Annotated in this window: 14 protein-coding genes; 11 read left to right on the top strand and 3 right to left on the bottom strand. The window is 60.2% G+C overall.

The features are described from left to right. Nucleotides 1-197 precede the first annotated feature (197 nt). Entirely contained in the window at nucleotides 198-635 is a 438-nt protein-coding gene (locus tag ACIQJ2_RS03175) for an SH3 domain-containing protein (protein WP_400665789.1), read from the bottom strand. A 432-nt stretch (nucleotides 636-1,067) separates the two neighbouring features. Next, a complete protein-coding gene (locus ACIQJ2_RS03170; RefSeq protein WP_199151392.1) occupies nucleotides 1,068-1,238 on the bottom strand; it encodes a hypothetical protein in 171 nt (56 codons plus the stop codon). 451 nt (nucleotides 1,239-1,689) lie between these two features. Here ACIQJ2_RS03170 and ACIQJ2_RS03165 point away from each other — a divergent pair, with 451 nt between their 5' ends. The 3 genes from ACIQJ2_RS03165 to ACIQJ2_RS03155 all read left to right on the top strand — a co-directional run bounded on the left by ACIQJ2_RS03165 (nucleotide 1,690) and on the right by ACIQJ2_RS03155 (nucleotide 4,265). Beyond that, nucleotides 1,690-2,595 (top strand): LysR family transcriptional regulator, encoded by a 906-nt coding sequence (locus ACIQJ2_RS03165; protein WP_400665792.1) that lies wholly within the window; start codon nucleotides 1,690-1,692, stop codon nucleotides 2,593-2,595. Between the two features lie 50 nt (nucleotides 2,596-2,645). Beyond that, nucleotides 2,646-3,767, top strand: a complete 1,122-nt coding sequence (locus ACIQJ2_RS03160) for an HPP family protein (RefSeq protein WP_400665794.1) — start codon at nucleotides 2,646-2,648, stop codon at nucleotides 3,765-3,767. A 192-nt stretch (nucleotides 3,768-3,959) separates the two neighbouring features. Next, nucleotides 3,960-4,265 (top strand): hypothetical protein, encoded by a 306-nt coding sequence (locus tag ACIQJ2_RS03155; protein WP_246762483.1) that lies wholly within the window; start codon nucleotides 3,960-3,962, stop codon nucleotides 4,263-4,265. 74 nt (nucleotides 4,266-4,339) lie between these two features. On the opposite strand, the gene ACIQJ2_RS03150 is transcribed toward ACIQJ2_RS03155, so the two are convergent. Continuing rightward, nucleotides 4,340-5,260: a LysR family transcriptional regulator gene (locus tag ACIQJ2_RS03150; RefSeq protein ID WP_199151395.1), complete on the bottom strand. Its 921-nt coding sequence runs from the start codon at nucleotides 5,258-5,260 to the stop codon at nucleotides 4,340-4,342. 115 nt (nucleotides 5,261-5,375) lie between these two features. Between ACIQJ2_RS03150 and lysA the strand changes: the two genes are divergently transcribed. From lysA to ACIQJ2_RS03110, 8 genes are all read left to right on the top strand, one after another. Beyond that, entirely contained in the window at nucleotides 5,376-6,707 is a 1,332-nt protein-coding gene (lysA, locus tag ACIQJ2_RS03145) for a diaminopimelate decarboxylase (protein WP_400665796.1), read from the top strand. Nucleotides 6,708-6,839: 132 nt separating this feature from the next. Further along, a complete protein-coding gene (locus ACIQJ2_RS03140) occupies nucleotides 6,840-8,411 on the top strand; it encodes an ABC transporter substrate-binding protein (RefSeq protein ID WP_400665798.1) in 1,572 nt (523 codons plus the stop codon). A 157-nt stretch (nucleotides 8,412-8,568) separates the two neighbouring features. Then, entirely contained in the window at nucleotides 8,569-9,504 is a 936-nt protein-coding gene (locus ACIQJ2_RS03135; RefSeq protein ID WP_400665800.1) for an ABC transporter permease, read from the top strand. Then, entirely contained in the window at nucleotides 9,504-10,400 is an 897-nt protein-coding gene (locus tag ACIQJ2_RS03130) for an ABC transporter permease (RefSeq protein WP_400665802.1), read from the top strand. The genes ACIQJ2_RS03135 and ACIQJ2_RS03130 overlap by 1 nt, the downstream gene beginning before the upstream one ends. A gap of 4 nt (nucleotides 10,401-10,404) precedes the next feature. Next, nucleotides 10,405-11,418, top strand: a complete 1,014-nt coding sequence (locus tag ACIQJ2_RS03125) for an ABC transporter ATP-binding protein (protein ID WP_400665804.1) — start codon at nucleotides 10,405-10,407, stop codon at nucleotides 11,416-11,418. After that, nucleotides 11,415-12,389, top strand: coding sequence for an ABC transporter ATP-binding protein (locus tag ACIQJ2_RS03120; RefSeq protein ID WP_400665806.1), 975 nt, complete (start codon nucleotides 11,415-11,417; stop codon nucleotides 12,387-12,389). Before ACIQJ2_RS03125 ends, ACIQJ2_RS03120 begins: the two co-directional genes overlap by 4 nt. An 11-nt stretch (nucleotides 12,390-12,400) precedes the next feature. Beyond that, nucleotides 12,401-12,910: a L,D-transpeptidase gene (locus ACIQJ2_RS03115; protein ID WP_400746435.1), complete on the top strand. Its 510-nt coding sequence runs from the start codon at nucleotides 12,401-12,403 to the stop codon at nucleotides 12,908-12,910. Nucleotides 12,911-12,913: 3 nt separating this feature from the next. Then, nucleotides 12,914-14,473 (top strand): D-aminopeptidase, encoded by a 1,560-nt coding sequence (locus ACIQJ2_RS03110; protein ID WP_400665810.1) that lies wholly within the window; start codon nucleotides 12,914-12,916, stop codon nucleotides 14,471-14,473. The last annotated feature ends 41 nt before the right edge of the window (nucleotides 14,474-14,514 follow it).

Genomic DNA, 14,514 nt, shown 5'->3' with positions numbered 1-14,514 from the left:
TGTGACCCATTTCGCGCGAGCGGCACTCGATACTATTTGCTTTATTCGTCATAGCGTCATCACTGGACAATCCATCTCGCAGCCGTCGGCGCGAACATGGGTACGTTGTTGTCTTCGCACCACTGTTGGCTCCATGCGTTCAACGGCTGCGACCTTGCCCGGAAGGGCAAGGCAGAAAGCGGCTTAAGTTTCCGACGTTATTCATCGCGACCCCAGTCGACGTTACGCCAAGTGCCGATTTCGTCATAGAAATAGAAATCTGAGTAATTGTTCGACCAATAGCTATCGATGTTGAAGGGTACAACAGCGATATCCGGTTTCTGCGTCATCTGGACGTAGGTTGGCAGCAGTACCATCGAGTCACGATAGGCGATGCTGACATAGTGAGCCGACATCCAGCCCCGCCGACCCGCGACCCTGACATCACACCACTTGTATCCTTTTTCGCAACCGTAAAGATGAACGCGGGAACCGGCCAACACCATCCCCACGGCCGGAACCTGCGCGCTCGGTCCCGAGCGAAGCACGACGTTGGTCGGGACATATCCCGCTGCGGCCGGGTAGGCGAACAGGATAGACGCCATCGTCAGCGCGATCGCAAGGAGTGCCTTTTGGGTCCTGGACTGGCGTTTCATGTTAGGCGACGTCCCTCTCGATCATCGAAGATCGCTTACCTTCATGCGCGGAGCGCCACAAGCCCCGCGTTTCGGCCCGGAGATCAGCCCGCCCGCTCCAAAAGCCGTGATTGCTCTGGAGACAATATGATAATAGTCCTTACAAATCGTCATGCTCCAGCGAGGCCCGAAACCACATGGCGACCTCCTGCGGCTGAACGCATAGCCTCTTTCTGTGTGGATTTCGTGGAGATTCTGCACAGGATCGATGAAGGTGAACAGCTTTCTTGATGATTGCCGGTGGTTGTAGAGTGGCTGCAAATTCGTTCTGTGGCAAGAGGCTTTGAAGGAGCGAGATCCATCCGGCTCCTTCGAAATACGCTGGTCATTGTGCCCGTGAGCAGACGCCGCCGTTAGGAACGGCGTCTGCTCGTCTTGTGGCGTGCGTCTCTCTCAAGGCTGTTCGCCTAGCGCGAATCCCACCGCGACCACGGTCGCGGCAAGGATGGTCGCGGGAACTGCCAGTCGAATCCAGCCTCCGGTCAGCGCCGCCGTCGCGCCCAGCAACAGGAGCGCGGTCAACAGCATCACGGCCAGTAGCGCCAGCATCAGAAATCTGAACATTCGGGCGTCCTTTTCGGCTCGAATTGGATAGCTTCGGACCTGTATTGGCAAAACAACGACGGCAGCGGTCGAGCCGCAGGACGTTGGGCTATGCTTTTTATCGGCATCGAAGTATCCCGTTGAATGTCCGGCAAGGAGCGTCACTCGCCGCTCCTGCGGTCTCGCATGTGTACGCTCGTCGGGCACACCGCGGGACGAAGCGCTGATGTCGATAAGACACCTAGCGTGTTGCAATCCTATCGATGATCCGTGGAGGTTTCGTGGAGGGTTGGGCGCGCCCAGCGACGGCCGGTGCCCTCACGTCTTTTCGAGGAAAGAGATGATGGCGCGCGCGGGTTATTGCGACATCGAGGTCGCTCCTGCCGTCACGCCGAAATAGGCTTGAGCTACGATAATGATTTTTATATAGGGAACGATATGTCAATATAATTCGCAATTCGAGACTTTTCCGTTGGACCTTTCATCGATCGAAATCTTCCTTGCAGTCGCGAGTGACCGTAGTGTGACAAAGGCTGCGAAGGTGCTTGGCCGCGTACCGTCGAATGTGACGACGCGAATTCAGCTGCTGGAGGAAAACCTCGGCGTCCCGCTCTTCAGCCGTGATGGCAAGAAGATGACCTTGACGCAGGAGGGCGAGACGTTTCTGACCTATGCCAATCAGCTTGCAGCGCTTGCACTTGAGGCGCGTCAAGCCGTCAGGTCTCTGCGCCCATCGGGTGTTCTGCGTTTGGGAACAATGGAAAGTACGGCAGCAAGCCGGCTGCCGGCGGCGCTCAACCAGTTCAAGCAGATGTGGCCGGATGTGTCGCTCCAGCTCACTCTCGGTGCGTCCCGGGATCTGACCAGGGATGTTCTGGGCGGTGTACTGGACTGTGCGCTGATCGCCCGGCCACCTGACGCGATGTTGGGTGAAGACGAAGGCTTCGAAGCCGAACTCGAGCAACTTGAAACCGAGCCGATCTTCGTGGAAGATCTGCTGCTTGTCCTGCCATTCGGCCATCCTCAGATCCGTTCGGCCGCGGATCTGAGGATCGAGGCGATTGCCGCCTTGGAACCCGGTTGTACCTACCGCAGGATTGCCGAAAGCTGGGCAGGCAAATCGAGCGTGCTGAAGACGGCCGAACTCGGCTCCTATCACGCCATTCTGGCGAGTGTGGCCGCCGGCAATGCCGCGGGCGTCATGCCGAAGTCGGTCCTCGATCTGATGCACTGGCCGATGATTTCGCAGACGTATCAGCTGGCCACCGTCGACACCATGCTCATTTCTCGCCGACGGGACCGTCCGAACGCATTCGATGCGTTTCGCGAAGTTCTCGTCACCGCCAAGGCCAGCGTCGCCCGACGGGTGGCGCATTAGCCTAGTTTCGTCATTCATTCCCGCCATATCTCTTCAAGACTGGTTTCATCATGCAGCGTCCAGGCCCCCAGAAGGCGAGAACCAGCCGGTTTCGCCTGTTTTCCCCGATCCTCGCCGGTGCGACGCTCCGCGAACGGTTGATGGCGTGTCTCGGCGCGCTGATCGGCATCGGCCTTACCGGCGTCATCAGCGGTTATTTTTTCGGGCAGGGGCCGCATCTTCCGCTCATCGTCGCACCGATGGGTGCGTCCGCCGTGCTGCTTTTCGCCGTTCCGGCAAGTCCGCTTGCCCAGCCATGGTCGATCATCGGCGGGAATACGATCTCCGCCATGATGGGTATCTTTGCAGCCTATCTCATTCATGACCCGGTGATTGCCATCGGGGTTGGCGTCTCGCTGGCGATCGCCGCCATGTCGCTCACGCGGTGTCTTCATCCGCCGGGTGGCGCGGCGGCGCTGACTGCGGTTCTCGGCGGTCCGGTTGTTGCGGGTTGGGGCTTCCTGTTTCCCTTCGTGCCGGTTGCCTTGAACTCCTGTCTTCTCGTTGGTCTCGGGCTGGTGTTCCACAAGCTTTCGAAGCGCAACTATCCGCATGTCGCGGCGAGGCCCGTGGAAAATACTCATCAGACACGCGATCTGCCACCACCTTTGCGCGTGGGCTTTCGCGAAGAAGACGTCGATTCCGCCTTGGAGGCATTTGACGAGACTTTCGATATCGACCGCGCGGACCTTAGCAGGCTTTTGCATCAGGTTGAGCTGCAGGCGGCTGTGCGGTCACACGGTGATATCAGTTGCGCCGACATCATGTCGCGCGATGTGATCGCTATCGCTGAGAATGCAGAGCCGGATCATGCCCGATATCTTCTGTTGAAGCACAATATCCGCACGCTGCCGGTCAAAGATCGGGAAGGGCGGCTGATCGGGACGATCGGCCTGCGTGAGCTGTCGGAAGGCATCGGCAGCATCGAGCGGGCGCTGTCAAAGCCTGAGACTGCCGATGCGGCCGATCCTGCTCTGTCGCTCCTGCCTGTTCTGACCGATGGGCGTACGCACGCCGTCATCGTCGTGGATACCGATCGGCGGGTGCTCGGGCTGATCTCGCAGACCGATCTGTTGAGCGCCATGGCGAGGCTTCTGGCGGCTAGAGATCCGGCAGTTGCTCGAAACGACTGACCCGGGCCAGTAGGCCCCTGATCGCGGAATTCGCCGGACTGAGTTGCGTTGTGGCCGTTCAAGCGGCGCGCGGTGGGCTGGGTGCATTCTACCTTATAGCCTGCAGGCAACCCCGTATCTGGGAGGGAAATTTTACCTTTCATTCACCTTATGGTTACTAAGGTTCACTTGTTAATAATGAGGAAGCCTCTGATGAAGAAGATTTTCATTGCCATCGTTGCCGCTGCAACGCTTGCGGCACCGCTTGCCAATGCACAGGAATGGCCTCGCCGTCATCACGACCGCCACGGCGATTATCGCCGGGACGTACCGCCGCCGCGCGGAGCTGGCAGACCTGGATGGGGGCCTCATCGTGGCGCCGATCGGCCCGGTTACTATCATGGCTATCGCGGCTATCGCGATCGGCGGCCCGGCTATCGTCGTCATGGCGACGGCATGTGGTATCCTGCGGCGGCCTTCGCGCTTGGTGCTATCGTCGGCGGTGCCCTCAACAACTAAGTTGCGGCGCAATCATAAGCCGGACAAGGGTCGGGGCTTTCGCTCCGGCCCTTTTCTATTTGGGCCGCCCGATCCTATGCATCCAGGGATTGCTGAAGACTGGCCGACATATCGGCCGCGACATCGCGCAGCGCCGTGACGAATTTCTTGGCTTGAGCCGTACGCGTGCTGCGAGCAGGCCGCCAGACCGAGAGAAGATAAGGCACAGAGACCGAGAGCCGCCGAAACACCACGTTGCGGCCCGTATGGCTTGCCGCAGTCAACGGATTGATCACCGAAATACCGACGCCGACCGCCACCATGGCGCAGACGCTCGTTGCCGTCGTCGTTTCTGCGGCATAATCGCGGGTGACGCCCGCCGACTGAAACACTTGGTCGAGCTTGTGACGATAGGGATCGTTTTGGCCGAAATAGATGAAGGGCTGGCCGGTAAAATCCATCGGCGTCAGTTCTCTTTGGCCAGCCAGACGATGTCCCTGAGGCAAGACGCAAACCATATCGCCCGCAGCGATGGTTTCGCTGGCCGTTCCCTCGCGTTCGGTGAGGCTTTCCGTCAAACCGAGATCGAAGACCTGGGTCGTCATTTCGTGACGCAGCGACGGCTCCTCATGCGAATGAATCGAGAAATGCATGGGCGGACGCGCCCGCAGCAGACACTGAATTGCCCGCGGGATGATTGATTCTGCATAAGCGGGGATAGTGGCGATGCGGAAATTGGCGGCGCTGCGGGTGCGGATGGCGGTTGCCGCGCGGTTGATCTCGTCCATCCCGACGAAGGAGCGCAGCACCACCTCATGCAGAAGTACCGCCTGCTCGGTCGGGGTCAGTCGCTTGCCGAAGCGCTGGAAAAGCTCGAAACCGAGACGCTGCTCGATCTCGCGAATCTCGCGGCTGAGCGTCGGTTGCGAGCTCCCCAGCCGCACCGCGGCGGCCGTGACGCTTTTGTTGACCATGACAGCATTGAATACGTCGATCTGTCGCTGATTGAGTTTCAAATCAAATCCTCCCCCAATTGCTTATATCAAAAATGAATAAAAATGGCAGAAGAAGCATTTCATAATCATGTAACAATCTGGAATCTTCGCGCGACCGCAACATTGAATGCACATCATGACCGATACGATTGCCCCTTCCCAAACAAACAAAGCCGAAACTCCGAGCCGTTGGCTCGCTCGCAGAAGCGATGGCCGGCTGCACGCAGAAGACGTGTCGCTCGATCGCATCGCCGATGCCATCGGCACGCCCTTCTATTGTTATTCCGCAGGCGCGTTGCGGCAGAATTACGCGATTTTGAAATCGGCAATCGCGGCGTCTGATGTCTCCATCTGCTTCGCCGTCAAGGCCAGCAGCAACATCAATGTGCTGGCGGAGCTTGCGCGCCTTGGGGCCGGCATGGATATCGTTTCGGGCGGGGAGATGGCGCGTGCGCTGGCCGCCGGAACGCCGCCGGAACGCATCATCTTTTCCGGTGTCGGCAAGACACGAGCCGAAATCCGCGCCGCCCTGGAAGCAGGATTGCACCAGCTCAATGTCGAGAGCCCTGCCGAGCTGGAAATCGTAGCGGAGGTGGCTCGCGAAACGGGTATCCGCGCGCCGGTTGCCCTGCGCGTCAATCCGGACGTGGATGCGCGCACCCACGCCAAGATTACGACCGCGAAGAAGGACAGCAAGTTCGGCATTGCCATTGGCGAGGTTCCGGCAATTTACGCGGAAGCCTCTATGCGGCCCGAGCTGAACATGGTTGGCCTTGCGGTGCATATCGGCTCGCAGATTCTCGACCTTTCTCCCTTCCGCGACGCCTGGGCGGCGCTTGCCGATCTGGTGCGGGAGCTACGTGCGGCGGGGCTTTCCGTCGAGAGATTGGATCTGGGCGGGGGATTGGGGATCGGTGATGACGCGCATGCCGGCCCCGATCTTGTGGAATACGCCTCGATCATCGCAGAGACCGTCGGCGATCTGGGTTGCGCGCTGAATGTGGAGCCGGGCCGCTGGCTGGCGGGGCGCACTGGTATCCTCGTCAGCGAAGTCCTCTACCTGAAGGAGAGCGCCGGCATACCGATCGCCGTGATCGACGCGGCGATGAATGATCTGATGCGTCCAGCTCTCTATGGTGCGACGCATCCTGTGCTGACCGTTGAGGCACCACGCGCGGTCGAAAGGGACGATGTCTGCCGGATCGTCGGTCCGATCTGCGAAAGCTCGGACGATTTCGGAAAATATCAGGGATTGGGCACAATCGTCGCTGGCGATCTCGTTGTTTTCGACAATGCTGGGGCCTACGGCGCCGCAATGTCGTCGACCTACAATTCACGCGATCTCGTTGCCGAAGTCCTGGTCGATGGCGGACAGTTCCGTGTCATTCGCCGCAGGACGAACATTGCCGATGCCCTGGAACTGGAACAGGCCGGATCATGGCTGGCGGGCGAAAATCCCAGCCGCTAAATGGTAGTATTAATCGCGGGATTGTGCGACAGGCCCCGCGAGACTGAAAACAAGTCGTTGGTGTAGGGGCCGTAAGAGCGGTCGCTACCGGGAAACCGAAAAACCGCCAAGAGGTGAAATGTGAATAACAAAATGAAATTGCTGCTGGCGACCAGCCTGGTCGGCCTAACCCTGGTCTCGCCGGTTCTTGCCGAGAACATGCTGCGCGTCTCCTACACGGAAGACCCGAAGACCGCCGACGGCCAGATGACGTCGGATGATTATACGCTTCCGCTCAACATCTTCGATCGCCTGATCGAAGCTGAAACCACCAAGCCCGGCGAGTCCGCCTTGGTGCCTGGCCTTGCCGAGAAATGGGAAGTTTCCAGCGATGGTCTCGCCTACACTTTCCACCTGCGACAGGGTGTGAAGTTTCACAACGGCGCCGAACTGACCGCCGATGATGTGGTCTATACCTTCGACCGGATGCTCAATCCGGCAACCAAGGCGCTCGGAACCGATATCCTCACCTTCGTCGCTGGTTCGAAGGACCGGCTCGACGGCAAGGCCAACAGCGTTTCCGGCCTGAAAGCGGTGGACAAGTACACCGTCCAGATCCAGCTCAGCCAGCCCTATGCTGCCTTCCTCGCACTGCTCGCAAGTCCGCAGGCTTCGATTTACAACCGCGCCTTCACCGAGGCTGCTGGCGACAAGTTCGGTCTGACGCCGGAAACCACCAATGGCACCGGCCCGTTCATTCTGCGTGACTATACGCTGAACGACAGCCAGACGCTCGAAGCCAACGACAACTACTTCCGCGGCCGGCCGAAGCTCGACAAACTGCTCATCCGCGTCGTTTCCGATTCCGAGACGCTTCGGATGCTGTTCGAGTCCGATGAAATCGATGTGTTCGATCTCGACTACGCTCCGACGCAGACGCCTTATTTCTACGGAAGCGACCAGTGGAAGTCTCTCATCCGCTCAGGCCCGCGCGTTGGGCTCTATTACTACAATATCAACCAGAAGAAGAAGCCGTTCGACGATCCGCGCGTGCGCCGCGCTTTCCAGATGTCGATCGACCGTCAGGCCATCCTCGACAAGAACTTCTACGGCAAGGGTAAGCTCGAAGACGGCGTCATGCCGCGCGGGTTGACCTGTTATGCGGCCGCCGCCCCGATTGAGCACAACCCAGCAAAGGCGAAGGAGCTGCTTGCCGAGGCCGGTTATCCGAACGGCGTCGACATCAACCTGCAGCAGGTGTCGAGCTGGTCGCCCAAATGGTCAGACATGAACCAGATCATTCAGGCGCAAGTGGCAGAAGCCGGATTCAAGGCCAACATCGTCACCACAGACGAAGCCGCCTGGCTTGCCGCCCGCAAGGTGGGCGATTCGGACGCCTATACCCAGGTCTGGTCGGCCGATTTCAACGATCCGGACAACTTCTTCTACACGTTCTTCTCGGAGAGCGGCAGCAAGGTCCGCGCCTACAACAACAACGATCCCGAAGTATTCGCGTCTGTCGAAAAGGCGCGTAGCCTGACGGACCCGGCTGCCCGCTGCAAGCTCTATCAGGATCTGACTGCGCAAATCGTCGGCAAGGATGCGGCCTGGGTGCCGCTCTTCAGCCTGGATCACAGCTTCGTCGTGCAGAAGCGCGTGAAGAACTTCGTCGTTCCGTGGAACGGTTGGAGCGACATGAGCTACTACAAGGTCGAGGTCGAATAAGACCAGGCCATACACGTCATGCCGGCCACATAATTCCACGTCTGAAAGCACTTCGGGCTTTGGAATTATGCGGTGGGGCGCGTGCGGTTGCGCTCGCGTCCCCTGCTACCGTCCATTCGCCCTTTCGCGCGGGCGCCGCTGAAAGAACCCTTCGCCGATGCTGATGTTTGCGATCCGACGCATTCTCGTTTCGATTCCGGTGCTCATCGGGATCACCGCTATTCTCTTCGTCATGTTGAACGTGGTGCCGGGCGATCCGGTGGCACTGATGATGAAGGAACACGCCAGTGCCGATGTGATCGCGCGGATACGTGCGCAGATGCATCTCGACGATCCGCTGCTCACGCGCTACCTGCGGTTCCTTTGGGACGCGCTGCATGGCGATCTCGGCACGTCGATCAAGCTCAATCGCAGCGTGACGACCCTGATCCTCACCGCATTTCCCGCCACCTTACTGCTGGCGGCCTGTGCTGCCGTCGTCTCGTGGATCATCGGCATTCCGGCGGGCATTCTCTCTGCAGTACGGCGCGACAGTCTGCTCGATCATTTCTTCATGGGGGTTTCCCTTCTTGGCGTCTCGATGCCGATCTTCTGGTCGGCGCTGCTTCTTCAGTATATCTTTGCCCTGAAGCTGAAATGGCTGCCCGTTTCCGGCTTCTACGGCTGGAAATATCTGATCCTGCCGGCCATCGTGCTCGGCTGGAGTTCGGCTGGCGTCATCGCCCGTCTTACGCGCTCGAGTCTTCTCGAAGTCATGCGCCACGATTATATCCGCACCGCCCGCGCCAAGGGTCTGCGCGAGCTTCGAGTCATCTCGCGCCACGCGCTGAAGAATGCACTGATCCCCGTGGTGACGATCATGGCAATTCAGGTGGCGACGCTGTTGTCGGGCGCTGTCATCACCGAAGCGATCTTCGGCATCCCCGGTGTCGGCCGTATCTCCGTTAACGCAATCCAGTCGCGTGATATGCCGCTGCTGCAGGGTTCGGTGTTGTTTGCGACCGCATTGGTGATCCTTGGAAATCTGATCGCTGACATTCTCTATTCCGTCCTGGATCCCCGTATTCGCTCCGAGATGAAGAAGGACGCCTGATGAGCCTCCCTGCTGAAGTCATCACTGGGGAGAACGCTCCCGAAACCATCGAGGAATCGAGCTTCCTTGGCGACAGCCTGCGCGCCTTCCGCAAGAACCGCATGGCCATGGCCGGACTAGCCTTCGTCCTGCTGCTGGTTCTGCTGACAATCTTCGCACCATGGATCAGCCCTCACGATCCCTATCGCGTGGCGCTGAACGAGCAATTGTTGCCGGCTTCCACGACCTATTGGCTCGGAACCGACAATTTCGGCCGGGATGTGCTGACGCGCATTCTCTACGGCGCGCGCATTTCGCTTGTGGTCGGTATCGTGCCAAGCTTGATCTCGCTGATCATCGGCACGGTGCTCGGCATCCTCAGCGGCTATTTCGGCAATCGCACGGATTTCGTGGTGATGCGGCTTGCCGATATGATGATCGCCTTTCCCTCGCTGCTGCTGGCGATGGTGGTGATGTATACGCTCGGCGCCAATCTGCTCAACATCTTCCTCGCCCTGGCGCTGGTGGGCTGGGCCGGAGTGGCGCGCGTCGTGCGTGCGCAGACGCTGGCCCTGAAGCAGAAGGAATTTATCGAAGCGGCGCGGGCGGGCGGCACCGGCCGTGCGACCATTATGTTCCGTCATATCTTTCCGAACGTGATTCCGACCCTGATCGTGCTGTTTTCCCTGTCGATCCCGGAAGCGATCATGTGGGAATCGAGCCTCAGCTTTCTGGGCGTCGGCGTGCAGCCGCCGGAGGCAAGCTGGGGTCTGCTGGTCGCCAAGGGCAAGGAATATCTGTTTCAGGCGCCGCTCGTGGCGATCTCGCCCGGGGTGGCGATCCTGCTGACCGTGCTTGCCTTCAACTTTATCGGCGACGGGCTGCGCGACGCGCTCGATCCCTCCATGAAGGACTGAATCGATGGCATCCGCATCCGATACTGTGCTCAGCGTGCGTGAACTGCGCACCGAATTCCGTGGTGACCGCGGCAATGTCCGTGTGCTCGACGATATCTCCTTCGATGTGGGGCGGGGACGCATCGTTGGGCTCGTGGGAGAATCCGGTTCCGGCAAGAGCATGACCGCGCTCTCCCTGATGGGGCTGGTGCCCAAGCCGCAAGGACATGTCAGCGCAAAAAGCATCAAGCTCGACGGCACCGATCTTGCGACGCTGACGCCGGACGGAATGCGCCGTATCCGGGGCAGCGAAATCTCAATGGTGTTTCAGGAGCCGATGACGTCGCTCAATCCGGTTCGCAAGATCTGGGATCAGGTGGGCGAGCCGCTGGCGATCCATCACGGACTCAAGCGCAGAGAGATCCGCGACCGAGTTCTGGAGATGTTCGAACTGGTGGGTATTCCCGAGCCGAAGGCGCGGCTGGATGCCTATCCTCACGAGCTTTCGGGAGGGCTTCGCCAGCGTGCCATGATCGCCATGGGGCTGATCTGCGAGCCGAAGCTGCTGATCGCCGACGAGCCGACGACGGCTCTCGATGTGACGACGCAGTCGCAGATCCTGAAGCTGATGCTGGATCTGCGCGACCGGGTCGGCACGGCGATTATCATGATTACGCACGATCTCGGCATCATCGCCGAAATGTGCGACGAGGTGAATGTCATGTATGCCGGGCAGATCGTCGAACAGGCCGATGTCTTCGATCTGTTCGAGCGTCCTTCTCATCCCTACACGCGCGGGCTTCTGGCCTCCATCCCCAAGGCAGGTGCCGCGCGGATCACCAAACGGATGCCCAGCATTCCGGGCATGGTGCCCAACCTCGCCAAATTGCCGCCAGGCTGTCGTTTCGGCCCGCGCTGCGGCGACACCATGGCGATCTGTCAGCAGCCGCCTGTGCTTGAAGGCGTGAAGCAGGGGCATGTCGCGCGCTGTTGGCTGCACGCAGAACAGGAAACGAGCGGGCAAGGAGCGTCAACGTGAGCGACATCGTACTTTCAGCTCGTGATCTCAATAAGCACTATCCGGTAGGTGGTGGATTCTTCGGTAACGGCTCCCGTTCGGTGCGTGCCGTCGACGGCGTCTCTCTCGACATATACGAGCGGGAGACTTTCGCTCTCGTCGGCGAATCCGGTTGCGGCAAGAGTACGCTCGGCCGGGTGATGCTACGCCTGATCGAGGCGACCTCCGGCACGATCCGCTATCGCGGGCAGGAATTGACCGAGCTCGACGAGAGCGGCATGCGCAGCCTGCGCAAGAAGCTGCAGATCGTGTTCCAGGACCCTTACGCCTCTCTCAACCCGCGTATGCGCATCGAGGAAATCCTGAGCGAGCCGCTGCGCACCCATGGCTATGGTTCCGCCGAGGCAATCCGCGAACGCTGCGCCGAGCTTCTCGACATGGTGGGCCTGCGGCGGCAGTATCTGCGCAACTATCCGCATCAGTTTTCCGGCGGGCAACGCCAGCGCATCGGCATTGCCCGCGCCCTTGCCAACAGTCCGGATTTCGTAGTGTGCGACGAGTCCGTTTCGGCGCTCGACGTTTCGATCCAGGCGCAGGTGCTGAACCTGCTCTCGGATCTTCAGGAAGAGTTGGGTCTGACCTATTTCTTCATCACGCACGATCTGAGCGTCGTGCGGCAATTTGCCGACCGCGTGGGCGTGATGTTTCTCGGTCGTCTGGTGGAGGTCGGACGGACGGAGGAAATCTTCGCCAAGCCTCTGCATCCCTATACGATGTTTCTGATCTCGGCGGTGCCGCTTGCCGACCCGCGCCAGCGCGGCCGGGAAAAGCTCATATTGAAGGGCGAAATTCCAAGCCCGATGAATCTGCCTTCGGGCTGTCGCTTTCACACACGCTGTCCTTTTGCCAAGGACATTTGTCGGGTAGAAGACCCTGCCCCACAGCAGCGGGACGGCCGGATGGTCGCCTGTCATTTTCCGTTAGAGGCTTGAAGGAGATGGACTTGGATCTGATCGTGAAACGCGCCGGCGAAGGCTGGCAGGCGAGCTACGGCGATAAGGTCTGGCGCGCGGCGGTGGGCAAGAGCGGCATCCAGGCAGAGAAGACCGAGGGTGATAATGTGAGCCCGATAGGCTGCTGGCCGATCCGCCGGGTGCTCTATCGCGCCGACAAGCTGAAGACGGCTCCCATCTCGGTATTCGAAACCGCCGCCATCGATCCGCAGGACGGCTGGTGCGATGCCGCCGACCACCCCGACTACAATCGTCCGGTGCGCTTGCCCTTTGCCGCCAGCCACGAAGAGATGTGGCGCAAGGACGATCTCTACGACATCGTTGTCGTGCTGGGTCAAAACGACGATCCGATCGTTCCGGGCGGCGGAAGCGCCATTTTTCTGCATGTCGCCAGCGAAGGCTACGGCCCGACCGCCGGTTGTGCCGCACTGACGCTTGAGGACCTCCAGGAGTTTCTGGCGATGGCTGCACCCGGCACGCGGCTCTGCTTTCAGGGATAAGCCATGACGAAGATTGATCATGCAGCGCTGCAGCAGGCGCTGAACGTGCTGCCGGATCGCTATCGCGGCCCGGCCGGTGTTGTGGGCGTGGTGAAGGATGGCGAAGTCATCGCCCGCCGCGCCTGGGGATTTGCCGATATGGAGCGCCGCCTGCCGATGACCACGGCAAGCCGCCTGCCGATTTGCTCGATCTCGAAACATATGACCTGCGCATTGCTGCTGGATATGTTCGACGGTCCGGAGGCGCTCGATCCGCTGTTGCCGGAGCTTCTGCCGAATTTCCAAGGTCCGTTGCCGAGGGTGGCCGATCTCTGCCACAATCAGTCCGGCCTGCGTGACTATTGGGCCTTGACCGTGCTGCAAGGAGCGGTGCCTGAGGCAGAATTCACCGAGGAGGATGGCTTGCGCCTGCTCTCGCAGGCACGATCGGGACATTTCGCGCCGGGCATGAATTACTCCTACAGCAACGGAAATTTCCGCCTGCTGGCAGAGCTGATCCGTCGCGCGAGCGGTCGCGATTTCGGCGAGTTGCTGCGCGAGCGCATCTTCGGTCCGGCTGGCATGACCGGCGCAGTCCTTGCGCCCGACACGCGTGAGAGACTGGATGGCGTCATCGGCTATGAGGGCAATGATAGCGTTGGCTTCCTGCCCGCCAAGAGCGGCATCTTCTGGTTCGGAGATGCCGGTATCTCCGCTTCGCTCGACGACATGCTTGCATGGGAGCGCCATATCGACGCGACGCGCAATGATCCGAAGAGCCTCTATGGTCGCATCAGCGTTCCCGTCTCCTTCGCCGACGGCAAGCCTGCCTCCTACGGCTATGGGATTCGTCGCGAGCCGCTCGCCGGCTACGATATCACCGCGCACGGCGGCGGCTTGCGCGGCTTCTGTTCCTACCGAATGCATATTGCCTCCGAGCGGCTGTCGGTCGTGGTCATCTTCAATCATGAAGCAAGCGCCATGAAAGCGGCCTGGTCGCTGATGGAAGCCGCTCTTGGCTGCCACATCGGCGAGGATGCCGTTCCGGCCGAAGGCTGGTCCGGTCTCTGGCTGGATGAAGCGCAGGGGCTCTATCTTCGCACCGAAGAGCAAAAGGACGGCGTAAGGCTTAATTATGCGACGGCCGCCAGCTTGTGCACGCCCGTGGCGGATGGGACCTTGCGCGCACGCGAAATCGTCCTTCGGAAAGACGAGGAACGGCTGCTCATGGAGCGGCCGGGAGAAAATCTCTCTGTCGACGCAAAGCCTGTCGCGCCCGTGAAATGGGCAGATGGAACCGGAATTGCCGGCTCCTATGCTTCGGACGAGATCGGGGCGACGCTGGAAATCGAGGCACGGGATGGTGCAACCTATGTCGGTTTCGAGGGCATGCTGGGCCAAGGACCGGTGGAGCGCATGTATCCGCTGGCGGATGACCTCTGGGTGATCACGACGCGCCGCTCCATGGATGCCGCCCCGCCGGGCGACTGGACCGTGCAGATCAGGCGCAGTGCCTCCGGCGCGATATCAGGTCTTGCGCTTGGGTGCTGGCTTGCTCGCAACATCGAATATCGCCGGACCTGATCCCTGCAGCCTGACGATTGTGATCGCTGCTCGTGAGCGTG

The organism is Rhizobium sp. NPDC092011, from assembly GCF_044756305.1.
Lineage (GTDB): Bacteria > Pseudomonadota > Alphaproteobacteria > Rhizobiales > Rhizobiaceae > Rhizobium.
This window is presented reverse-complemented; position numbering and strand designations above follow the sequence as displayed.